Source organism: Streptomyces sp. NPDC059679, assembly GCF_042734105.1.
Classification (GTDB): Bacteria; Actinomycetota; Actinomycetes; order Streptomycetales; family Streptomycetaceae; genus Streptomyces.
The window spans coordinates 25,120-45,720 of sequence record NZ_JBHWES010000023.1 but is presented as its reverse complement, the minus strand read 5'-3'; the positions used below and the strand labels follow the sequence as shown (position 1 = coordinate 45,720).

Genomic DNA, 20,601 nt, shown 5'->3' with positions numbered 1-20,601 from the left:
CGCCTCCGGCGGCCGGTTCTTCGGTCAGCGCTTCACGCGGCCCGCGGTATCGGCCTTGTCGGCGGCGTCTGCCGCATCAGCGCTGTCAGCCTGGTCAGCGTTGTCTACGGTTCGCCACATGTTGCTGTACCACGGGCGGTCGGCCGCGCCCTGGTCGGCGGAGCGCTCGGTCCGGCCGCTGCCGTCGACCACGCTGTAGCCCGTCTCCCCCGGCTGCGTGAAGTGCAGCCGCTCACGGGCCTGCTGCTGGATGTACGCGGGGTCCTGGAGCCTGGCCTTCTGCTCGCGCAGCCGCTTGACGTCCTCGCGCTCCTTCTGGGCCTGGCGCCGCTGGTCGGAGATGTCCGAGCGCTGCGAGATGTACTGCCGCATCGGGTACGCGAGGGCCACCACGAGCGAGCAGACGACCAGGGCGAGCAGCGCGGCCCGGCCGGTGAGCCGGCTGCGGCGGCGTCGGATGCGGGCGCGGTAGACCCGGGCGGCGGCGTGCTCGCCGAGCGCCCTGAGCCTGGTCGCGGTGGAGAACCGATCCCGATCCGCCGGCACGTCGCCTCCCCGGTCGTGACTTCGCTACGTACGCCGTCCCCGGCCACGGTACGGGACCGTGGCCGGGGACGTGCGTCAGGCTCGGCGGAGCTCAGCCCTTGAGGACCGCGCCCTTGAACCGCGGGAAGGCGGAGCGGCCCGCGTACACCGCCGCGTCGTCGAGGATCTCCTCGATGCGCAGCAGCTGGTTGTACTTGGCCACGCGCTCGGAGCGGGCGGGGGCACCGGTCTTGATCTGGCCGCAGTTGGTGGCGACGGCCAGGTCCGCGATGGTGACGTCCTCGGTCTCGCCGGAGCGGTGCGACATCATGCACTTGAAACCGTTGCGCTGGGCGAGCTCGACGGCGTCCAGGGTCTCGGTCAGCGAGCCGATCTGGTTGACCTTGACCAGCAGCGCGTTCGCGGTGTTGCTCTCGATGCCGCGGGCCAGCCGCTCCGGGTTGGTGACGAACAGGTCGTCGCCGACCAGCTGGACCTTGTCACCGAGCTGGTCGGTGATCGTCTTCCAGCCGTCCCAGTCCTCCTCGTTCAGCGGGTCCTCGATGGAGACCAGCGGGTACGCGTCGACCAGCTCGGCGTAGTACGCGGTCATCTCGGCGGCGCTGCGGGTCTGGCCCTCGAAGGTGTAGGCGCCGTCCTTGTAGAACTCGGAGGCGGCCACGTCGAGCGCCAGCGCGATGTCCTGGCCCGGCTGGTAACCGGCCTTCTTGATCGCCTCGACGATCAGGTCCAGGGCGTCGCGGTTGGAGTTCAGGTTCGGGGCGAAGCCGCCCTCGTCGCCGAGGCCGGTGGACAGGCCCCGCTCCTTCAGCACGGACTTCAGGGTGTGGTAGACCTCGGTGCCCCAGCGCAGCGCCTCGGAGAAGGACTCGGCGCCGATCGGCGCGATCATGAACTCCTGGATGTCCACGTTGGAGTCGGCGTGCGAGCCGCCGTTGAGGATGTTCATCATCGGGACCGGCAGCAGGTGGGCGTTGGGGCCGCCCAGGTACCGGAAGAGCGGGAGGTCGGAGGCCTCGGAGGCGGCGTGCGCGACCGCGAGCGAGACACCGAGGATCGCGTTGGCGCCGAGCGAGGACTTGTCCGGGGTGGCGTCCAGGTCGAACATCGCCTGGTCGATCAGGCGCTGCTCGGTGGCGTCGTAGCCGACGAGCTCCGGACCGATCTGCTCGATGACGGCCAGGACGGCCTTCTCGACGCCCTTGCCGCCGTAACGGCTCTTGTCGCCGTCGCGGAGCTCAAGGGCCTCGAAGGCACCGGTCGAGGCACCGGAAGGCACGGCGGCACGGCCGGTGCTGCCGTCGTCGAGGCCGACCTCGACCTCGACCGTGGGGTTGCCTCGCGAGTCGAGGATCTCGCGAGCTACGACGACGTCGATGGACGACACGAGGATCTCCTTCATATGGGTCTGTCTCTGCGGCACGAGCCTAACGGGCCCGGAGGGCCCACCCGACGAAGCCCCGGCGGGGCGCGCCTCGCGTGGGGGGCGGCGCACCCGGCCGGGGCCGATTTCGCGGGGTGCCGGGATGGGGGGAAGCCCGGCAGCCGGGGTGGGGGGAGGCCCGGCGGGATGGGTCAGGAGAGGTGGAGTTGCTGGCCCGGGAAGATGAGGTTGGCGTCCTCGACGATGTCCTTGTTCAGCTCGAAGAGCTTCTTCCAGCCGCCGTCGACGTGGTGCGCATCGGCGATCTTGGAGAGGGTGTCGCCGGACTTGACCTTGTACTCGCCGTCGCCCTTCTTGATCGCGTGGCGGGCGTGCCCGCGCCCGGCGTGCTCGCTCTCCTCGCGGGGCTGCGCCTTCGGCTTGGCGGGCTGCGCGGGCTTGGCCGTCTCGGCCGGCTGGGCGGGCTTGGCGGCCGGCTTCGAGGGCTGGGTGGTGGAGGTGGAAGGCGTCGGGGTGCCGGTGGTGGTCAGGCCCGTGCCGCACACCGGCCAGGCGCCCTTGCCCTGTCCGGCCAGGACCTTCTCGGCTATCTGGATCTGCTGGTCCTTGGTGGCCAGGTCGGCGCGGGCCGCGAAGGAGGTGCCGCCGTACGCGGCCCAGGTGGAGTTGGTGAACTGGAGGCCGCCGTAGAAGCCGTTGCCGGTGTTGATCGACCAGTTGCCGCCGGACTCGCACTGCGCGACCGCGTCCCACTGGGCGGTGGTCGCGGCCGAGGCGGAGGTGGCCCCCAGGAGCGGTGCGGCGACGGCCGCACCAGCGACGCCGGCGAGCGCGGCGATGCGGGTGACCTTGGAGGGACGGCGGTGCTTACCCTTGTCGTTACGCATGTTCGTTCCTCACCGACGCCTACGAGGTGAGCTGTCGGGTTCGGACTGTGAGTTGCCCGGCCGGATGCGGCTGACCGCACCCTGGCTTCACCCCGAGCCGAACGGGCCCGTCTCCGGGCCGCCACGGCGCCTACCTTGGTTCCCCCGCTCCTGCCTTCGGCGCAAACGCGTCGGTTTCCCCCCGACCGCCGGCAGGACTCGGCGTGACGATCGACGGTGCCCGCGGTGGCGAGCGGAAAGACGTTAAACACACCTTCCGATGAGGTTCAAACCCCGACATCCCAGCGAATGAGGCCGTATCCGCACCCAGCCATCCCACATCTACGCAGGTGAGGCCGGGTGCGGAAAGATCGGACAGCAGGCGCACGCCGGGCGATGTGACGAGATGTATGTCTCACCGTCGCCAGATCGGGCAATTCACCCCGAACTACCGCTACCTGGCGCTGAGATCGAGACGCTGACCAGGGTGAACAAGGTCCACGTCGATTCCGATGAGGGATTCATCGGCCCCGTAGAGCTCGGACACCCCTCCGTCCACCTTCTGGCCGTCCTGGTCGTCCGTGACGTCTGACGCATCGTCACCGCCGCGCACGCTGTAGTCCTCGCGACCGAGGGGCTGAAGGGGGATCTCGGTGCGCTCCGCGTCGTCGCGCGAGGCGTGGCGGCCCGAGGACCGGGTGTCGTCGCCCGCCGCACCCGCGGAGCCCTGCTCGCGGGCGTCGGGCGCGCCGCGGTGGCGGCCGGTGGGGGAGGCGGCGGAGTCCTCGCCCTTCGCGTCGCGGTCGGAGCGCTCGTCGCCCTTACCGGACGCGGAGCCGTCCTCGTCGCGGGACGTTTCGCCGGAATCGCCGGACTTCCCACCCTTTTCACCGGACTTGTCGTCGGGGGTGGCAGAGGGATCCGACTTACCGGCCTTGTCGGATGTGCCGGAATCTTCCGAACCACCGGAACCATCAGAGCCGTCCGACTGATCGCCCCGGCTGGAGTTATCGGACGATTCACCCGTATCGGAGCCGCCGATCCCCGTCGGCTCCTTCGCCTCTTTGGACTCGGGCGTGCCCTTGCCGTCGGGGTTCACGTCCAGTAGGTCGCCGAGGCCGCCGAGCCCGGCGTCCAGCGCACAGCTCGGCCAGGCGTCCGGGCCGCGGTCGGCGAGGATCGCCTGGGCGATGGCTATCTGCTGGGAGCGGCTGGCGAGGTCGGGGCGCGGGGCGTACTGCTGGCCGCCGTACTTCCTCCACATGTCCAAGGTGATCTGCAGACCGCCATAGAAGCCATTGCCTCCGTTGGCGCTCCACATCCCGCCGCTCTCGCATTCGGCGACGCGGTCCCAGGTCTGGGTGGCGTCCGCGGCCTGGGCGCCGACGGCGCCGAAGAGCGGCATGGCGATGCTCGCACCCGTCACCCCCGCTGCGACCACGATTGCCGGAGCCTGACGGGGGCGGCGGTGTCGACCGTTCCCGGAGCGCATGCGTTCTGCCTCTCGTGTGGCGGCTGAGTCGTCGGTTGAACATAGCGACGCCATCCGATCATCACAAGCAGATGTATCCCAGGTCACGCAGTGATCACGCCGTTGACGTTATGTCACATATGCCGGGCGCCAAGGGCGTTTACCAGGTGATCGGGCCCCAGGTCACCGGCAGTTCGCGCAGCCCGCGCATGATCAGACCGCCGCGTCGGCGGATCTCTTCCGGCTCCACCGCGAGCCGCAGATCGGGCAGACGCCGCAGCAGGGTGCCGATGGCGGTCCGGGCCTCCAGCCGGGCCAGTGGCGCGCCCAGGCAGTAATGGATGCCATGGCCGTATCCGAGGTGCTGGTTGTCGGCGCGGGAGAGATCGAGCACATCGGGTGAGTCGAAGCGCTCGGGGTCGCGGTCGGCGGCGGCGAGCACCACCAGCACCGGTTCACCCGCGGCGATCCGCTGCCCGCCGATCACCACGGGTTCGGTGGCGAACCGCCAGGTCGCGATCTCCACCGGCCCGTCAAAGCGGAGCAGTTCCTCGACACCGGTCGTCAGCAGCCCCTCGTCCCCTTCCTGGGCGGCCCGCCGCAGCCGGTCGCACTGGACGGGGTCGCGCAGCAGCGCATAGGTGCCATTGCCGATCAAATTCACGGTCGTCTCAAAACCCGCAAACAGAAGCACAAAGCACATGGCCGCGGCCTCGTTCTCGGTCAGCTGCTCACCGTGGTCGCTGGCCCGGATCAGCCCGGAGATCAGGTCGTCTGCCTTCCCCTCTCTATCCTCGCGCAGCGACTCCCGCTTGCGGTGGATGAGATCGGCGAGATAGGCGCGGATCCGCTTCACCGCCCGGGCCACTCCGCCACGCGGCCCGCCGCCGTGCCGGATCATCATCCCGGCCCAGTCCCGGAAGTCGTCCTGGTCCTCGCGGGGGACGCCCAGCAGATCGCAGATGGCGTAGATGGGCAGCGGGAAGGCGAACTCATGGATCAGATCCGCCTCTCCTCTTATCCGGAACCCGTCGATGAGGCCGTCGGTCAACTCCTGCACCCGCGGAGCGAAGGCCGCCACCCGGCGGGGGGTGAACGCCTTGGACACCAGCCGCCGCAGCCGGGTGTGGTCGGGTGGGTCGATATTGAGCAGATGCGTCATGAGATCCGCACTGCGCTCGCCCGGAATGCCCACCTTGCCCTTGGCGTGCGCGGCCTCGCTGTGATGAATCGGATTCTTCGACAGCCGGGGATCGGCGAGCGTGGCCCGAGCATCGGCGTAGCGGGTCACCAACCACGCATCGACTCCGCTGGGCAGAGTGGTCCGATGGACGGGTGCGTGTTCCCGTAGCCAGGCGTACGCGGGATACGGATCGGTGGCGAACTCCCAGCTGAAAAGGGCCGGGGAGCAGGCGGGGTGGTGCCGGTCTGACATCCCCCGACGATACGGCAAAGCCCCGGAATCCCTGATTCCATAGAAAAAGGGCATAAACACTGGGCGCTTATCCGATGCGTGTGCGAATGCCCGATCGGCCGCTCCGCACAGCGTGATTGGCCGATATCAGACCGCCACCGCACCCCCGACGGCACCCTCGGCTCGCCCGGCCACGCGATGTCCTGCCGCGCCCCGACCGCCCCCGTGAACACGTGGCGAAGGGCAGATGGCTGAATCGGCGTCAGGTACGCGAATGGGCCGGAGGCACATGCACATCGGCCCCTGACCCTGGTGATACGATCACCGCGCTTGCCAGGCGAGCCATGGGCGCGTAGACACGCGGCGATCCGGCAAAAAGCCGAAAAGGGTCATCACTCTGAGGAGCATTATGCCGCCAGTCGGGCATGTGGAGCCGATCCGGCAGACCGACGCCCCCGCACTGGCGCCGTGGAGACGAGCGCGCTGTCCTCAGGCCGAGCGAGCGCCGTCCGGGCACTGACTCGCCGCCCCGCCCCACGAATTCGGAACGCACCGTGCGAAACCCTTTCAGTCCCTGGCGGTCTAGTCGCTTAAAGAGAGTCTCATGACGCAATACATACAGGATCCAGCGCTCTGGGCTCTGATCGTTGGTACCCCTCTCGCCGCAACCGCCATATTTCGCGGGAGAAAGGCGCGTACACAGCTCGTCAACGAGAAGACCGAGCTCCAGAATCGCTATACCGAGCTTGAGAGCAATTATTCGGCCTCGGTACAGGAAGCCCATACCCGCGCGGAAGAGGCCACCAAGAGCGCGCTGAAGTCCGCGATGCGCACGCTCCAGGGTCTCGCCAACGAACAGCAGTTGGCGATCTCCAAGACTCAGGAGAGGTACGGCGAGCACCACATGCTCCAGGACCTCCTCGAGATCGACCACATGAACTCGCAGTTCGGCCGGCGTGCCCAGTCCATCGCGGTGCTCTGCGACGGCTGGCTCGGCCGTCAGCGCACCGTCGCCTCGGTGTACGACGTGGTCCGCAGCGCCAAGGGCCGTATCCGTCACTACACCCGCGTCGAGATCCGCTCCCAGTCCAACTTCGCGGTGGTCAGCCGCGCCGTCGAACCGGTCGCGCTGGCGCTGGCCGAACTGCTGGACAACGCGACCAGCTACTCGGCGCCCGACTCCCCGATCGACATCACCATCCGCACCGTGCCCAAGGGCGTCTGCATCATCATCGACGACGCCGGTGTCGGTATGAACGAGGAAGAGAAGAACAGGGCCGATGAGCTCCTGTCTTCCAAGCGCGCGTCGGGCGTCACGGGCCTGGGAAACCCCCCGCAGTTCGGTTTCGCGGTCATCGGTGTGCTCGCCGCCCGATATGGCTTCACTGTCTCCGTGGATTCGGCCTCTCCCTACGGTGGTGTGCGAGCGGTGGTACTTCTGCCCGAGGACCTTCTGACCAACATGCCCGAGCCGGAGGAGCCGCCGGCGGCCGCTCAGCACGCCGCCCGCGGCCGCGACGAGGAGACTCCCGCCGACCCCTCCACCCCCGGGGGACTGCCCAAACGCCGGCGCAAGGGCTCGATCTCCATCGTGCCCAAAGCGGACTTCACGCCCGCCCAGGCCCGGTCGAGCGAGGAAACCGCCTCGATCATGGGCGCCTTCCAGCGCGGCACTCAGTCCGGCCGCTCCGCAAACCCGAGCAGGGAAGGGCACGATCTTTCGTGAACAACGATCTGTCATGGATGCTTGACAGCGCCCTGGAGGTACCAGGCGCCCGCCATGCGCTCCTGGTCTCCGCCGACGGTCTGCTGATGGCCCGCTCCAAAGACGTCCAGAAGGACGAGGCCGACTCGATCGCCGCGGCGATGAGCGGCATCCAGTCGTTGAGCCGCACGATGTCCAGCTTCTGTGGCGATCCCCGGATGAGCTGGCGTCAGACGCTGGTGGAGTTCGACGGTGGCTGGGTCTTTCTGATCTCCGCCGGAGAAGGCGCCTATCTGGCCGTCTCGTCCGCCCCCGATGTCGACATGGCGGACATCACCTTCCGGATGCAGCAGCTCGTCGGCCAGCTCGGCAAGGCCCTCAGCACTCCGCCTCGAGAGAACACAAGTATTCAGGCATGATTACACCGGGTGAGCAAGAACCAGAGGCCGCGCCCTTAGTGCGACCGTACGTCATCACCAACGGTCGCGGTTTGCCGGAGAACGACCAGTTCAATCTGATCACGCTGATCACCGCCTCCGAAAAACGGCCGCCGAGCCATTACGACCCGGAGAAGCTCCGCCTGTTGGACCTGTGCGGCGGCGGCTATCTCTCGGTCGCCGAAATCGCGGGACACCTGGGACTTCCCATCGGCATCGTGAAGGTTCTGCTGTCCGATCTCTCCTCGGACGGCTACCTCGTCACGCGCGCCCCGGCACCCCCCGCCCAACTCGTCGACGTATCGGTCCTTCAGGAGGTGCTCGATGGTCTCCAGGCCCGCTTCGGATGAGGACGTCTATCTGCGCAACAATGTGCAGATAGCTGCCAAGATCCTGGTGGTGGGGCATTTCGCGGTGGGCAAGACGACCTTCATCGGCACCATGTCGGAGATTCCCCCGCTGCGTACCGAGGAAACCATGACGCAGGCGGCGGCTCATGTCGACGATCTGCGCGGTGTCACGGGCAAGACCACGACCACCGTAGCCATGGACTTCGGTCGGCTCACCCTCAGCGACCGGCTTGTCCTGTATCTGTTCGGCACCCCCGGACAGCAGCGCTTTGTGCAGGTCTGGGAGGACATGACCCGCGGCGCCCTCGGCGCGCTGGTACTGGTCGACCCCGAGCGCCTCAAGGAGTCCTTCGACGTCATCGACCTGGTCGAGCAGTACGGACTCCCCTACGCGATATCCGTGAACCACTTCGACGGCACGCCGGTCCGCTCCGACGATGAGCTGCGTGAGGCTCTCGATCTGCTTCCGGAGACCCCCGTCGTCACCTGTGACGCGCGCGATGAGAAGTCATCGGCCAACGCGCTGATCACGCTGGTGCGTTATCTGCAGGATCGTGCCCGCTAGGAGCAAGCATGAACAACCAATCGGCCTTCACCGAACCCCCACCCGGCTGCCCCGCCCACAACAGTGGTCGCCGGGTGCCCATGTACGGACCGGAGTTCGCGGCCGATCCCCAGGCGTTCTACAACCATATGCGCCACTACGGCCCGACCGCGCCGGTCGAGCTGGCCCCCGGCGTGGACGCCACCCTCGTCACGGACTACTCGGCGGCTCTCCAGCTGCTGCAGAACCCGGACACCTTCCGCAAGGACTCACGCCGCTGGCGCGATCTGAACGAGGGCAAGGTGGCACCGAACAACCCGGTGCTGCCCATGCTGGCCTACCGGCCGAACGCCCTGTTCACCGATGGCGCGGAACACATGCGGCTGCGCCAGGCGGTGACGGACAGCCTCGCCGGCGTGGACGCCCACTGGCTCAGCCGCCAGGTCGAGCGCGTCTCGTCGTACCTGATCAGCCAGTTCAGCGCCCTGGGCGAGGCCGATCTGCTGAGCGACTACGCCAAGATGCTGCCGCTGCTGGTGTTCAACGAGCTCTTCGGCTGCTCGCCGTCCATCGGTGACCGGCTGGTCTCCGGCACCTCCGGCATCTTCGACGCCAGCATGGACGCCGAGAAGGCGAACCAGGAGCTGACCCAGGCGCTGATCGAGCTGGTCGCCCTCAAGCGGCGGCAGCCGGGCGACGACGTCACCTCGCGGCTGATGGCCCACCCGGCCAAGCTGACCGACGAGGAGATGATCCATCAGCTGGTCATGCTGATCAGCGCCGGTACCGAACCGCAGCGGAACCTGATAGCCAACGGTCTGTTTCTGCTGCTGTGCGACGAGAAGCACGCCGGCGGTTCACAGGCCGGCGGGCTCCTGGTCGAGGACGTCATCGACGATGTGCTGTGGAACAGCCCGCCGATGGCCAATTACGCCCCGCACTACCCGGTGTGCGACGTCGAGCTCGGCGGCAACGTGCTCAGGGCGGGCGATCTCGTGCTGATCAGCTTCGCGGCCGCCAACACCGACCCCGCGCTGTCCTCGTCGCGACAGGTCCTCAGCAAGCGCGCGCACCTGGCCTGGAGCGCCGGGCCGCACGCCTGCCCGGCGAAGGACCTTGCCCAGCTCATCGCGGTATCGGCCATCGAGAACCTGCTCAACCAGCTGCCGGATGTCGAACTGTCCGTGCCGATGGAGAGCCTGCAGTGGCGGCCCGGCCCCTTCCACCGGGCCCTGACCTCGCTTCCGGCCCGCTTCGCCCCGGTCCGCGCCCAGCAGGCCTCGATGATGGCCCCCGCCGCGCAGCCGACCGGCCCCGCGGTCACCCCCGCGGCCGTACCGCAGACACGCACTCAGGGCAAGGCACAAAAGGGCAGCGTGTGGAGCTCTTTCCTTGCCTGGTGGAAGTCGTGATCTTGCCCACAAATCGAACCAGTTTCCGTATGAATGGATGTTCAATCGTGCGGGTAGGACGTATCGCGAATTGTCGCGGACTGATCAGTTCCGGTCAATTAAGCGACTTAGTGTGACCCCAACCGGGGTGCAGTCCAGAAGGAGTGGTTGTGGAACCTACCGCCGCCGGCACCATTATTGACCGACGCTCCATGGTTTCACTCATATCCCGCCTACGAGCTTCCCGGGGGCAGGCGAACCCTTACCCCATCTACGCCGAACTCAGGGCAATGGGCGACGTCGTGCCCGCTCCCTGGGGCGGCCACCTCTTGCTGTCCCACGAACTGTGCGACCAGGTCCTCCGAAGCAAAACGTGGGCCACCTTCGATGCCGAGTGGCGGGCGCGCCAGGGCGATGGAAATCGCTGGAGCGCGCCCGCCTCACAACAATTGAGCAAAACGCTCCAGGGGCTCAATCCGCCGTTCCACACCCAGCAGCGGCGCTCCCTCGGAAATGTATTCGACCGCTCCACACTGGCCGGTCTCCAGCCCTTTGTCAGGCAGACCGCCGAAGAACTCCTCGACCGGCTTTCCGACCGGCTGCACACGGCCGGCGAGGCCGATTTCGCCACCCTGGTCGGCGAAGAACTCCCGGTGGCCACGATCAGCCACTGGCTGAAGCTCCCCCAGGCCGACCACGCCCTGCTCAGGGAGCTCACCCACGGCCAGGCGTACGCCCAGGAACTCCTCCCCTCGGCAAGCCAGTTGGCTCAGGCCAATGCCGCCGCCGAGGGTCTACGCGAGTATTTCACCGCGGTGGTCGCCGAGCGCAGGCGCTCCCTCGGCGACGACGCCCTCTCGCACTGGATCCGTACCTGGGACCAGCTCGAACCGGACCGCGAGGTCGCTGACGAAACGCTTTACCACCTGGTGATGTTCATCGTCATCGCCTCGCTGGAGACCACCTCCACCCTGCTGTCGAACATGGTCTGGCTGCTCGACCAGAATCCGCTGCAGCGGTCCTGGCTGCTGGCCCACCCCGAGGCCACGCCGAACGCCGTCGAGGAGGCCCTGCGCTACGACCCGCCCATCCACCTGACCACCCGGGTCGCCACGGAGGACACCGAACTCGCCGGAACGCGAATACAGCGGGACGAAGTCGTACACGTCATGATCGCGGCGGCCAATCACGATCCGTCCCAATTCGCCGACCCCGATACCTTCGACATCGGGCGCACGGCCAGTCACCTCGGTTTCGGCGGCGGCATCCATTTCTGCATCGGAGCCGCACTCGCCCGGCTGGAAGCGACCGAACTGCTCCAGAGCCTCAACCGCCGTTTCCCGACGCTACGCGTCACCACACCACCACTCTGGGAACCACGCATGGCATTCCGCCGACTCACCGCACTCCATGTCGCCGAGCACTGAGCCGCGGGAAGAGGAAAGCGTCGTGTCGCTCAAGTCCCTGTACGTCACCCACGACGGCCCCGTAGTGCAGGTGCGGTTCAACACCCCCGAAAACGGAAACGCCATCACGGACCGCGTGCTCGACGATCTGCTCGCGGTGCTCGGCGCGGTACACGACCGCCCCGATATCCGGGTGGTCGTGCTCTCCGGGGGCGGCCCCAATTTCTGCGCGGGCGGCGACCGCCGGGAATGGGCCGAACAGCTCGCCACAGATCCCGCCGGCGACGGGCTGCGGACCACCGGCGGCAAGGCCCGCCGGGTGTGCGACGCCCTGGCCACCACGAGCGCCGTCACCATCGCCCGGCTGCACGGTCAGGCCATCGGAGCCGGGCTTGCCCTGGCGCTCTACTGCGATCTTCGCGTCGGGGCCGACGACTGCCGCTTCCGGCTGCCGGAGCTCGCGCTGGGCCTCCCGGCCGCCTGGGGAGGCATGCTGCCCCGTCTGCTCCAGGAGGCGGGGGCCGCCCGGATCCGCGAACTGATCCTGACCGGCGCCGGATTCGACGCCGCTCAGGCCGAGCGGATGTCGGTGCTCCACCGGGTCGTCCCGGAGGCCGAGTTGGACCAGGTGGTCGACGAATGGACCCGGCCCGTCGTCCGCCGCTCCGCCGCGGCGCTACGGGTCACCAAGGCGCTGCTGAACTCCTACGCCGCCGGCAACCGGCTCGCCGACGCCAGCCTGCTGGACGCCGAGCTCATGGCGTCGGTGATCGCCGCCGGACGGCCGGCGGACGCCTGAACCTGCTTGCGAGCCCCGCGGCAGTATCGGCAGCAGGGGCTCGCGACAGCAGCATTACCGCAGCAGTAGGAGCTCTACCGCGGTAGCAGGGGCTCCCAGCAGCAGGGGGCTGGCAGCGGCAGGCGCTCGCGGGCCCTACTCCCCGCCGCGCCGCGCGACTTCGGCCGCCCGGATCGCATCCCGGTACGTACGGGCCGCGGCGCGCAGCGCCGTCTCCGGCTCGATGCCCTGCTCGGCCGCCCGCACCGCCAGGGCGAGCAGTTCGTAGCCGACGTCCTCCCCCGCGGGCAACGGCACCTCAAGGCCCGCCGTACGGGCGCGGGAGGCCAGCTTGGCGGCCAGCGCGAGCGCGGGCTGCCCGAGCGGCACGCCGTCGGTGACCGAGTCGCGCCGCTTCTCGGCCGCCTTCGTCCGCAGCCAGTGCTCCCTGACGTCCTCGGCGGTCTCGGCCGCCTCCTCGCCGAAGATATGCGGATGGCGGCGGATCAGCTTGTCCACGATCCCGCCCGCCACCTCGTCGATCGAGAACGGCTCGTCCGGGTCCTCCTGCGCGATCCGGGCGTGGAAGACGACCTGCAGCAGCACATCGCCCAGTTCCTCGCGCAACGCCTCGCGGTCACCCTGCTCGATGGCCTCGACGAGCTCGTACGCCTCCTCGATGCCGTACTTCACCAGTTCCTCACTGGTGCGGGCGCCGCTCCACGGGCATTCGACCCGGATCCGGTCCATCACCTGGACCAGATCGAGCAGCCGGGCGCCCGGCAGGTCGTACGCGCCGGGCAGCAGCTCCAGGTCCGGCATCCGCTCCCGGCCGGACCCGGCGAGCCGGGCCAGCCCGTCGGTCAGCGCGGACTCCCCGTCCGCCGAGGTGAGCACGACGGCGGTGCGGCCCGGCGCGGTGGTGCAGTAGTCGACCAGCTCGCGCGCGCCGGGCGCCGCCTCCGCCACCTCGACGCCCGCATCCCGCAGATACGGCAGCTGCGGATGGGCCGAGTCCGCGCACAGCACCCGGTCCGCGCCGCGCAGCGCCTGCCACGCGGGCCATGACAGCAGCCCGGGCGCCACCCGGTGGCTGGTGGTGAGCAGGACGATACGGCCGGTGGGGGCGCTGCCCGGGGCTTCGGAGGCGGTCACCCTTGAAACGTAACCTACGCCTGCTGATTCACGTCCTCGGAGGTCCGCAGCCAGGACTCCTTGGTCAGCACCGCCGTGCCCCGGGTGTCGTCCCAGGTCCCGTAGCGCGGGTTGACCTCGATGGCCAGCTTCTTGGAGGTGGCGGCGAAGACCGCGTTGACCTTGGCGGTGCCGAGCTTGTGCACCAGGCCGTTGCGCAGCAGCTCCATGCGCAGCGCGTCGTCGATCCGGTCCGGGGCGATGCCCTGTTCCAGATAGAAGTCGCGCAGCGCCGCGGCGCCGCCCGACTGCGGCCCGGCGGTCGGGTCGCACTTCGTCGTCTGCCCCGTCTGGAGGCCGCGCAGCACCTCGGCGCCGCCCGCCGACTCGACGGCCTTGCGGCACTGCTGCACATCGCGGCGGGTCACCCGCACCCCGTTGTCCTGGCCGGCCCGCTCGATCACCCGGAACTGGATCATGCGGATCAGGGTGTTCTGGCTCAGCTGACCGCTGTTGGCCACCAGCTGCTCGGACTTGGCGGAGCCACGCTGCGCGTCCCGGACGTCGTTGACCCGCGCCTGGAGCTGCGAGACGGTGATCCGGCTGCCGTCCACGACGGCGGCTGCCCCGGGGTGCGCGTCATTGCCACAGGCCGTGAGCAGCGGGGCGGCGAGCAGCATGGCGGACGCGGCGGGGACGGCGAGGGTGGCGCGGCCGCGCGGCGAAGCCGCTTTCGTGCGGCGGTATGGGGGACGCCCCCCAAAGGGATGCAGCATCAAGTCTCCCGGCATAGATCGACCTGGCTTGATCGATGGTATGGAGTCGGCGCGGCCTAGGCCACTGCTTCGACAACGATTCGCCACGGCTCCGGCCACCTCCCCGCCGCCTGGCTAGCCCCGGACCTGCCCGAGCCAGTGCAGTGTGCGGCGGATCTCCTCCGGAAAGGGGTGGTGCGGGCCGTGCAGCCGCTCGGCGTCGAACAGGAGGCGGGCGAGCATGTCATGAGCGGCCGGACGGTCGCCGAGGGACAGCAGCAAGTGCCCGGTCCTGCGGCGGATTTCCAGCGGCGTGGCCGGGTCGGTGGCCGCGTACTGCTCGAAGTACGGGAGCAGGGTGCGGTATTCGACCAGCGCCTGGGCCGCCTCGCCGAGCTGTTCGAGGCACTGGGCCGCCTCGTAGCGGAACTGGAGGGAGTTGCGCAGCGCCTCGGGGCCCGACTCGGCGGCGTACTCGTCGGCGAGCCGGCGCAGCTCGGGCAGGGCTCGGCGGTACTGCCCGTCGTCCATGAGCGTCACCGCGTACTGCTTGCGCAGCGACCGTACGACCGGGGAGAGCTCGCCGTGTTCCGCGGCGGCCGACGGGAGGATCGCGCCGAGGATGTCCACGGCCTGGGTGATCCACCCCTGGTCCAGCAGGCGCTTGACCTCGTCGACCGCCGCCGCCACATCCGACCGGGCGGGGGCGGCGGGCGGCGCCGACGGAACGGCGGCGGACGGCGGGGCGGGGCGGTCCGGCGGGGCGGGGCGGTCCGGCCAGGGGGCGTGCGGGCGCAGGAAGGGGCGGGTGGGGTCCATGGGGCCGGTGGCGGCGGCGCCGGGCGCCGCGGCGGCGTACGGCAGCAGCGGAACCAGCGCCTGGTAGACCTCCTGGGCGTCGGCCGGCCGGTGCTGGGGGTCCTTGGCGAGCAGCCGCAGCACCAGCGCCTCCAGCGCCTCGGGCACCTCGGGCCGCGCCTGGCGGACCGGGACCGGCGGCTCGTAGAGATGGCGGTGCAGCACGCCGAGCGCGGTGGAGCCGGCGAAGGGCACATTGCCGATGAGGAGTTCATGCATCAGCACGCCCAGCGCGTACAGGTCGGTGTACGGGCCGACGGCGCCGCCCATGGCCTGTTCGGGGGCCATATAGGCGGGGCTGCCGATGGGCGAGCCGGTGTGGGTGAGGCGGGTGGTGTCGGTGTCGAGGACGGCGGCGACGCCGAGGTCGAGGACGGTCACCGAGCCATCGGGGCGGATCATCACGTTCCGCGGCTTGAGGTCGCGGTGCACGATCGGCACCGCGTGGACGGCGGAGAGCACCGCGCACAGCTGCGCCGCCACGCACACCGCCCACTGCCAGGGGTAGGGGTCGTGTTCGGCGAGGTGGTCGGCGAGGTCGGCGCCCTCGACGTACTGCATGATCAGGTACAGGTCGTCGCCGTCGCTGCCCGCGTCGTGGACGGTGACCAGACCGCGGTGGTCGACCTGCGCGGTGACCCGGCACTCGCGTACGAAACGGCGGCGCAGATCGTCGACGCCGTCGCCGCCGTCGCTGGGTATCGCCATCCGGTCGGGGCGCAGCAGCTTGACCGCGACCCGGCGGTCGAGCCGCCGGTCGTACGCGGTCCACACCTGGCCCATGCCGCCCTGGCCGAGGAGCGTGGCCAGCTCATAGCGGTCGGCGACGACGCGTCCGTTCAACGGCCCTGCTCTCTGCGGAGGTAGTCGCTGAGCTCATCCAGCTCGGCGCGTACGCGCTGGATGCGCTGCGGTTGGGGTTGGGGCTGCGGTTGGGGCTGAGCCTGGGGTTGGGGCTGCGGCTGGACGGGCTGGTGCGGCGGCAGGGGCTGCTGCGGCTGGAGCTGCTGCTGCGGTACGGCTTGGTGCTGGTGGGGCGGGACCGGATAGCCGTACGGCACGGGCCCGGTCGGATACCCCGGCGGGACGTACGGCCCCACCCGCGGCGCGACGACGGGCGCCGGGCGGTGGTGCTTGATGTCGACGATCAGGTAGTGCGTCGCCACGGCGCAGGACAGCAGGAACATCCCCGCCAGGGTCGTGTACGCCAGCGCGTCGGGCTCGTCGGGGCCGGTTCCGAACTCCACGAACGCGAGCACCACCACCACACACGTGCCCCAGAACAGCAGCCAGTCCAGCGCGCGGCGGCGCAGGATGGCCACGCGCATCATCGTCACCCACGACAGCAGGCCGAAGGTCAGCAACGACAGGCCGACGAAGACCACCCGCAGAATGGCCACCGTCGCGGTGGCGGCGGGACGGGGCGGCGGCGCGGGGGCGGGGCCGTGCATGGCTGCTCCTGGAGGACCTGGTGCCGAGGGGTGCTCGCGCGCGTGCGTGCGCGCTTGAGCGTATACATCGACGTGGCAGGCGGAACCCGGGTTGTACGGATCCGTCGTCTCTTTGCTCACATCTTTGATCACACAATCGCGATCAATGGGGCTGGACCGTACCGTCGGCCAGCCCGTCGTACAGCCCCCGTACCAACTGGTCCCCCAGCCGCCCCGCGAGCCTCAGCGCCTCCTCGAAGGAGGCGAGGGTGCGGTAGTGCTCGCCGTAGCGCCGCTGGTCGCCGAGCGGGAGCCGGGGCAGCCGCAGTCGGCGTACGTCGAGCCGGGTGGCGGTGGAGGCGTAGCTGCTGGCCTGCCGCTGGTTGGCGCCGCCGCGCAGATACCCGGCGAGGAACCACGGGTCGAGCGCCTGCGGGTCGGGCCGCAGCAGACACAGATTGCGGGCGAGCAGGGCCCCGGCCGCGGCCTCGTCCACCACGCGGGCGACCGTGCCGCCGCCGACGAGCGGCACCACCACATCGCCCGGCTCGGTCAGCACCGGCTCCTCGGCGGCCATCTCGGGCCGCTCACCGGCTGCGGGAGCGGGGAGGGCGCCGGTGGGGCCGGTCCCGGCGAGCACGTCGGTCTCGGTGAGCACCGGGGGCGCCTCCGGCCCCGGGCCCGTCGGCTGCCGCCCCGGCCCCGGCACCGTCGCCGCGCCGCCGGTACGCAGCACCAGGGCGCCCGCACGGGCCAGTTCACCGACGGTGGTCATGGGCCAGCGCGAGCCCTGCGGCTGCTCTTCCAGGGCGTCCGGACCGGCGGGCGCGACGGGGGTCAGCTCGACCGTACGGGCCAGGGTGGCGGTGAGCCGGTCGCGTACGGCGGCCAGTTCCTCGGCGCCACCGCCCGCGGCGGGCGACGGCAGATGGCGGGCGGGGGCGAGGTCGACGTCGTCATCGAGGAGTTCGATGACGGGCAGCACCTGGCACACGCCCGCCCGCTCGGGAGCCCCGTCGCCCCCGTCACCGCCGCCGTCGTCGAAGGCGCGCCAGGCGTCGAGGACGGTGTCGCGCACGGTCTGCCAGGGCAGCTTGTCCCGGCCCGGGGAGACCGCGCCCGCCGGGTATCCGGGGACCGCCGCCGGGCCGTCGGCCGGGCCCGCCGCCGAAGCCACGGCCGCCGCGGCGTCGACCAGCAGCAGCCGCGGCGCGGTGGGCTGCCCGGCCCCGGGGCGGCGCAGCACCCAAAGGTGCAGCGGGATCCCGTACGGCGGGGCGGCCCCGGCGGGCAGCGCCACCACGGCCCGCAGCGCGCCGCGCCGCAGCAGATCGGCGCGGATACGGCGGCCGGAGCGGCGGGAGGCCACGGCCGGGGGCATGAGCAGTACGGCGGTGCCGCCGTCGCGGAGGTGTGCGAGGGCGTGCTGGACCCAGGCGAGCTCGGATTCGGTGCGGGCCGGGAAGCCGTACTCCCAGCGAGGGTCGTAGGCGAGCTCGTCGTGGCCCCAGTTGCGCTCGTTGAACGGCGGGTGGGAGACGACCGCGTCGGCGGCGAGCTGGGGCAGGGCGTCCGCGCGCAGGCTGTCGCCGCCGTGCACCCGCACCTGTGTGCCCTGGCCCTCGTGGGTCAGGGCCAGCCGCAGCGCGGTGAGCGCGGCGAGGTCGCGGTCCAGCTCCTGGGCGTACAGCGTGGCCACGCTGTGGGTGCGCAGCACGGCCCACAGCAGCCCGCCGGTGCCCGAGGCGGGGTCGAGAACGGTGGGGGCAGGACTCATCGGACCCGTCGGCTCGCCCGCCGGCCCCGCCAGGGCGGCCATCAGCTCGGCGAGTTCGGGCGGGGTGACGGTGTACTGCCGTGGGTTGGCGTCCAGATGGCGCCCGATCAGGAACTCGTACGTCTCGCGCGGGCCGGCCTCGGCGGCCAGCTCGACGGCCTGGCGCAGCAGCGGTACGAAGGGCCGCAGCCCGGCCGGGTCCGCGACGGGCACCGGGTGGTCCTCGCCGAGCCGGGCGGTCAGCACCGGGGCGAGCGCGGGCGGCAGCAGTTCGGCCAGCTGCGGGTCGGTGGCGTCGCTCAGCCGGCGCCACTGGGCGGGCCGGTCCCGTACGAGGAGGAGTACGGCGCCGACGGGGCCGAGCGCGGCGGCGGCCCCGTCCGGATGCCCGGCCAGCGCCTGCCAGACGCGCTCGCGCAGCGGCACCTCGGCGAGCTTGCCCTGGTCGCGCAGCCATTGCTCGACATCGCCGAGGGCGAAGGTCGGGCTGGTCTCGGTGCCGCCGACCGGCTTGGGGAAATCCGCGTGGCGGCGCCGCCAGTTGCTGACGGCGGCGCGGCCGACCCCGGCCAGCCGGGCGATCCCGGCGGCGGTCACCTCTGCTGCGTTGTCGGGCACCTGGCTGACTCCGTCCCGTGGTGCGGCTGTCACATCGAGCATACCGATAGCGATCTTCAAAGAGACCCGTTCACATTGTGAATCCTACCCCGCAATCGACCCTTGTTGACTCGGTTCACAGACTCTGCTGTGATTGACCCATCGGTTCACGGAGGCCGGTCCGGCCCCGGGATGAACTCAGAAGGGGAGGGCTGTCGCATGTCGCAGCAGCAGAAGCAGAACTGGTTTGCCCGGCACAAGGTCCTGACGGGGGCGGGGGCGCTCGTGGTGGTGATCGCCATCGGCGGCGCCCTGGCGGGAGGCGGAGGAGACGACGACAAGGACAAGAGCAAGGACACCGTGGCCCAGGGGGCCACGTCCGGCGGGGGCTCGAAGTCCGGTGACAAGGGCGGCGACAAGGGTGGCGACAAGGGTGGCGACAGGCCCAAGGCCGAGCCCGCCATCGGCGGCGACGGCACCTTCCAGGTCGGCTCCGACGTCAAGCCCGGCACCTACATGTCCACGGACAACACCGACGGCATGTGCTACTGGGAGCGGGCCAAGGACTCCAGCGGCGAGACCGATTCGCTCATCGCCAACGACAACGTCATGGGCAACGCCTATGTGACGATCAAGGCGAGCGACAAGATCTTCAAGTCGAACGGCTGCCATGGCTGGACGGCCGTCCCCGCCAAGGCCTCCGGCACCCCCAAGTCCGGGGTGGACGGGAACGGGGGCATGTACCGGATCGGGGCCGACATCGCCCCCGGTACGTACAAGTCGACCGGCAACGCCAACGACGCGACCTGCTACTGGGAACGCAGCAAGGACGCCCTGCACGGCATCGACTCGATCATCGCCAACGAAAACGTCTCCGGAAACGGCGTGGTGACCATCGCTGCCGGCGACGGATACTTCAAAACCAACGGCTGCAAGAACTGGAAGAAGACGAGCTAATGCGCTCCACCACGACCCTGGCGGCGCTGTGCGCCGTGACCGCACTCGCCCTGACCGCCTGCGGCAGCGACGACGACAAGGGCGGCACCGCCGGAAAGTCCGGGCAGTCGGCCTCGGCGAGCTCGAAGGCCACACCCTCCAGCAAGGCGTCCAAGGCATCCGGCTCCGAGTTGGAGAAGCTGACCGGTCCGCAGATCGCCAACAAGGCCATGAAGGCGATGAAGTCGGCGACGTCCCTGACCACGGCCCTGGACGGCACTGTCGACGGCGGCCCCATGAAGTACCGCATGTCCTCGGCCAACAACGGCGAGTGCGTGGGCAACATGTCCTTCGGCACCGAAGGCAAGGTCGAGTTGGTCAAAACCGGCGACCTGATCTACATGAAGTTCGACCGCGCTTTCTGGAAGGCACAGGGCGGCGAGGACGGCGCGGCGGCGGCCGACTCGATAGGCGACCGCTGGACCAAGTCCAAGGCATCCGGCTCCGACTTCAAGGACTTCGCCAGCGCCTGCGACTCCGACACGATGCTGTCCGGCTTCGAGGCCGGCCCCAACCTCGCCCGCAAGGGCGAGACCACCACGGTCGACGGCAAGCCCGCCATCACCCTCACCGAGACCGACGGCGACGAGACGTACACCACCTACGTCGCCACCGAGGGCAAGCCGTACATCCTCAAGATGGTCATCAAGGGCGGCAAGGAGCCCGGCACGGTGACGTTCGGCGACTTCGACAAGCCGGTCGACGCCAAGGCCCCGACCGGGGACATCGTGGACCTCGACGCCCTCTGACCGAAGGCCGGTC

Annotated in this window: 19 protein-coding genes and 1 riboswitch; of the genes, 9 read left to right on the top strand and 10 right to left on the bottom strand. The window is 70.0% G+C overall.

Annotated features, from left to right (window positions below; translation table 11 throughout):
* Window positions 1-24: 24 nt before the first annotated feature.
* The 5 genes from ACFV2X_RS24160 to ACFV2X_RS24140 all read right to left on the bottom strand — a co-directional run bounded on the left by ACFV2X_RS24160 (window position 25) and on the right by ACFV2X_RS24140 (window position 5,702).
* Complete coding sequence (locus ACFV2X_RS24160) at window positions 25-546, bottom strand: septum formation initiator family protein (RefSeq protein ID WP_385619817.1); 522 nt, start codon at window positions 544-546, stop codon at window positions 25-27.
* Window positions 547-637: 91 nt separating this feature from the next.
* The gene (eno, locus tag ACFV2X_RS24155; protein ID WP_089507182.1) at window positions 638-1,933 is read right to left on the bottom strand and encodes a phosphopyruvate hydratase; all 1,296 of its coding nucleotides are present in this window, start codon (window positions 1,931-1,933) and stop codon (window positions 638-640) included.
* 188 nt (window positions 1,934-2,121) lie between these two features.
* Window positions 2,122-2,817, bottom strand: coding sequence for a transglycosylase family protein (locus tag ACFV2X_RS24150; protein WP_385619815.1), 696 nt, complete (start codon window positions 2,815-2,817; stop codon window positions 2,122-2,124).
* A 1-nt stretch (window position 2,818) separates the two neighbouring features.
* Window positions 2,819-2,989, bottom strand: a riboswitch (cyclic di-AMP (ydaO/yuaA leader).
* 261 nt (window positions 2,990-3,250) lie between these two features.
* Window positions 3,251-4,237 carry a transglycosylase family protein gene (locus ACFV2X_RS24145; RefSeq protein WP_385619813.1) on the bottom strand — a complete coding sequence of 329 codons (987 nt, stop codon included), beginning with the start codon at window positions 4,235-4,237 and terminating at the stop codon, window positions 3,251-3,253.
* Between the two features lie 190 nt (window positions 4,238-4,427).
* The gene (locus tag ACFV2X_RS24140) at window positions 4,428-5,702 is read right to left on the bottom strand and encodes a cytochrome P450 (protein ID WP_385619811.1); all 1,275 of its coding nucleotides are present in this window, start codon (window positions 5,700-5,702) and stop codon (window positions 4,428-4,430) included.
* Between the two features lie 583 nt (window positions 5,703-6,285).
* Here ACFV2X_RS24140 and ACFV2X_RS24135 point away from each other — a divergent pair.
* The 7 genes from ACFV2X_RS24135 (at window position 6,286) to ACFV2X_RS24105 (ending at window position 12,313) form a co-directional block, all read left to right on the top strand.
* The gene (locus ACFV2X_RS24135) at window positions 6,286-7,407 is read left to right on the top strand and encodes a sensor histidine kinase (protein ID WP_385619809.1); all 1,122 of its coding nucleotides are present in this window, start codon (window positions 6,286-6,288) and stop codon (window positions 7,405-7,407) included.
* On the top strand, window positions 7,404-7,805 hold the full coding sequence (locus tag ACFV2X_RS24130; protein WP_014177157.1) for a roadblock/LC7 domain-containing protein: 402 nt from the start codon (window positions 7,404-7,406) through the stop codon (window positions 7,803-7,805). Before ACFV2X_RS24135 ends, ACFV2X_RS24130 begins: the two co-directional genes overlap by 4 nt.
* Window positions 7,802-8,173, top strand: a complete 372-nt coding sequence (locus ACFV2X_RS24125) for a DUF742 domain-containing protein (protein ID WP_385619806.1) — start codon at window positions 7,802-7,804, stop codon at window positions 8,171-8,173. Before ACFV2X_RS24130 ends, ACFV2X_RS24125 begins: the two co-directional genes overlap by 4 nt.
* A complete protein-coding gene (locus ACFV2X_RS24120) occupies window positions 8,148-8,738 on the top strand; it encodes an ATP/GTP-binding protein (RefSeq protein WP_385619804.1) in 591 nt (196 codons plus the stop codon). The genes ACFV2X_RS24125 and ACFV2X_RS24120 overlap by 26 nt, the downstream gene beginning before the upstream one ends.
* An 8-nt stretch (window positions 8,739-8,746) precedes the next feature.
* On the top strand, window positions 8,747-10,129 hold the full coding sequence (locus tag ACFV2X_RS24115) for a cytochrome P450 (RefSeq protein ID WP_385619802.1): 1,383 nt from the start codon (window positions 8,747-8,749) through the stop codon (window positions 10,127-10,129).
* A gap of 191 nt (window positions 10,130-10,320) precedes the next feature.
* A complete protein-coding gene (locus ACFV2X_RS24110; protein ID WP_385619800.1) occupies window positions 10,321-11,535 on the top strand; it encodes a cytochrome P450 in 1,215 nt (404 codons plus the stop codon).
* Window positions 11,519-12,313: an enoyl-CoA hydratase/isomerase family protein gene (locus tag ACFV2X_RS24105; RefSeq protein WP_385619798.1), complete on the top strand. Its 795-nt coding sequence runs from the start codon at window positions 11,519-11,521 to the stop codon at window positions 12,311-12,313. Before ACFV2X_RS24110 ends, ACFV2X_RS24105 begins: the two co-directional genes overlap by 17 nt.
* 135 nt (window positions 12,314-12,448) lie before the next feature.
* Here the strand turns inward: ACFV2X_RS24105 and ACFV2X_RS24100 are convergent, their stop codons facing one another.
* From ACFV2X_RS24100 to ACFV2X_RS24080, 5 genes are all read right to left on the bottom strand, one after another.
* Window positions 12,449-13,447: a nucleoside triphosphate pyrophosphohydrolase gene (locus ACFV2X_RS24100; protein WP_385619796.1), complete on the bottom strand. Its 999-nt coding sequence runs from the start codon at window positions 13,445-13,447 to the stop codon at window positions 12,449-12,451.
* A 14-nt stretch (window positions 13,448-13,461) separates the two neighbouring features.
* Window positions 13,462-14,202: a SurA N-terminal domain-containing protein gene (locus ACFV2X_RS24095; RefSeq protein ID WP_385619794.1), complete on the bottom strand. Its 741-nt coding sequence runs from the start codon at window positions 14,200-14,202 to the stop codon at window positions 13,462-13,464.
* A gap of 114 nt (window positions 14,203-14,316) precedes the next feature.
* Window positions 14,317-15,882: a protein kinase gene (locus tag ACFV2X_RS24090; protein WP_385619791.1), complete on the bottom strand. Its 1,566-nt coding sequence runs from the start codon at window positions 15,880-15,882 to the stop codon at window positions 14,317-14,319.
* Window positions 15,879-16,490 carry a hypothetical protein gene (locus tag ACFV2X_RS24085; RefSeq protein WP_385619789.1) on the bottom strand — a complete coding sequence of 204 codons (612 nt, stop codon included), beginning with the start codon at window positions 16,488-16,490 and terminating at the stop codon, window positions 15,879-15,881. The genes ACFV2X_RS24090 and ACFV2X_RS24085 overlap by 4 nt, the downstream gene beginning before the upstream one ends.
* 142 nt (window positions 16,491-16,632) lie before the next feature.
* The gene (locus ACFV2X_RS24080) at window positions 16,633-18,864 is read right to left on the bottom strand and encodes a class I SAM-dependent DNA methyltransferase (RefSeq protein ID WP_385619786.1); all 2,232 of its coding nucleotides are present in this window, start codon (window positions 18,862-18,864) and stop codon (window positions 16,633-16,635) included.
* A gap of 198 nt (window positions 18,865-19,062) precedes the next feature.
* On the opposite strand from ACFV2X_RS24080, the gene ACFV2X_RS24075 reads away from it, so the two are divergent.
* Complete coding sequence (locus tag ACFV2X_RS24075) at window positions 19,063-19,800, top strand: hypothetical protein (protein WP_385619784.1); 738 nt, start codon at window positions 19,063-19,065, stop codon at window positions 19,798-19,800.
* Entirely contained in the window at window positions 19,800-20,588 is a 789-nt protein-coding gene (locus ACFV2X_RS24070) for a hypothetical protein (protein ID WP_385619782.1), read from the top strand. The genes ACFV2X_RS24075 and ACFV2X_RS24070 overlap by 1 nt, the downstream gene beginning before the upstream one ends.
* Window positions 20,589-20,601: the final 13 nt, after the last annotated feature.

What these genes read in the sequence shown, in the direction of transcription:
- ACFV2X_RS24150 (WP_385619815.1), bottom strand. Translation starts at nt 2,817, where the DNA reads ATGCGTAACGACAAGGGTAAGCACCGCCGTCCCTCCAAGGTCACCCGC.
- ACFV2X_RS24075 (WP_385619784.1), top strand. Translation starts at nt 19,063, where the DNA reads ATGTCGCAGCAGCAGAAGCAGAACTGGTTTGCCCGGCACAAGGTCCTG.
- ACFV2X_RS24110 (WP_385619800.1), top strand. Translation starts at nt 10,321, where the DNA reads ATGGTTTCACTCATATCCCGCCTACGAGCTTCCCGGGGGCAGGCGAAC.
- ACFV2X_RS24105 (WP_385619798.1), top strand. Translation starts at nt 11,519, where the DNA reads ATGTCGCCGAGCACTGAGCCGCGGGAAGAGGAAAGCGTCGTGTCGCTC.
- ACFV2X_RS24125 (WP_385619806.1), top strand. Translation starts at nt 7,802, where the DNA reads ATGATTACACCGGGTGAGCAAGAACCAGAGGCCGCGCCCTTAGTGCGA.
- ACFV2X_RS24140 (WP_385619811.1), bottom strand. Translation starts at nt 5,702, where the DNA reads ATGTCAGACCGGCACCACCCCGCCTGCTCCCCGGCCCTTTTCAGCTGG.
- ACFV2X_RS24120 (WP_385619804.1), top strand. Translation starts at nt 8,148, where the DNA reads ATGGTCTCCAGGCCCGCTTCGGATGAGGACGTCTATCTGCGCAACAAT.
- ACFV2X_RS24135 (WP_385619809.1), top strand. Translation starts at nt 6,286, where the DNA reads ATGACGCAATACATACAGGATCCAGCGCTCTGGGCTCTGATCGTTGGT.
- ACFV2X_RS24115 (WP_385619802.1), top strand. Translation starts at nt 8,747, where the DNA reads ATGAACAACCAATCGGCCTTCACCGAACCCCCACCCGGCTGCCCCGCC.
- ACFV2X_RS24085 (WP_385619789.1), bottom strand. Translation starts at nt 16,490, where the DNA reads ATGCACGGCCCCGCCCCCGCGCCGCCGCCCCGTCCCGCCGCCACCGCG.
- ACFV2X_RS24070 (WP_385619782.1), top strand. Translation starts at nt 19,800, where the DNA reads ATGCGCTCCACCACGACCCTGGCGGCGCTGTGCGCCGTGACCGCACTC.
- ACFV2X_RS24095 (WP_385619794.1), bottom strand. Translation starts at nt 14,202, where the DNA reads ATGCTGCATCCCTTTGGGGGGCGTCCCCCATACCGCCGCACGAAAGCG.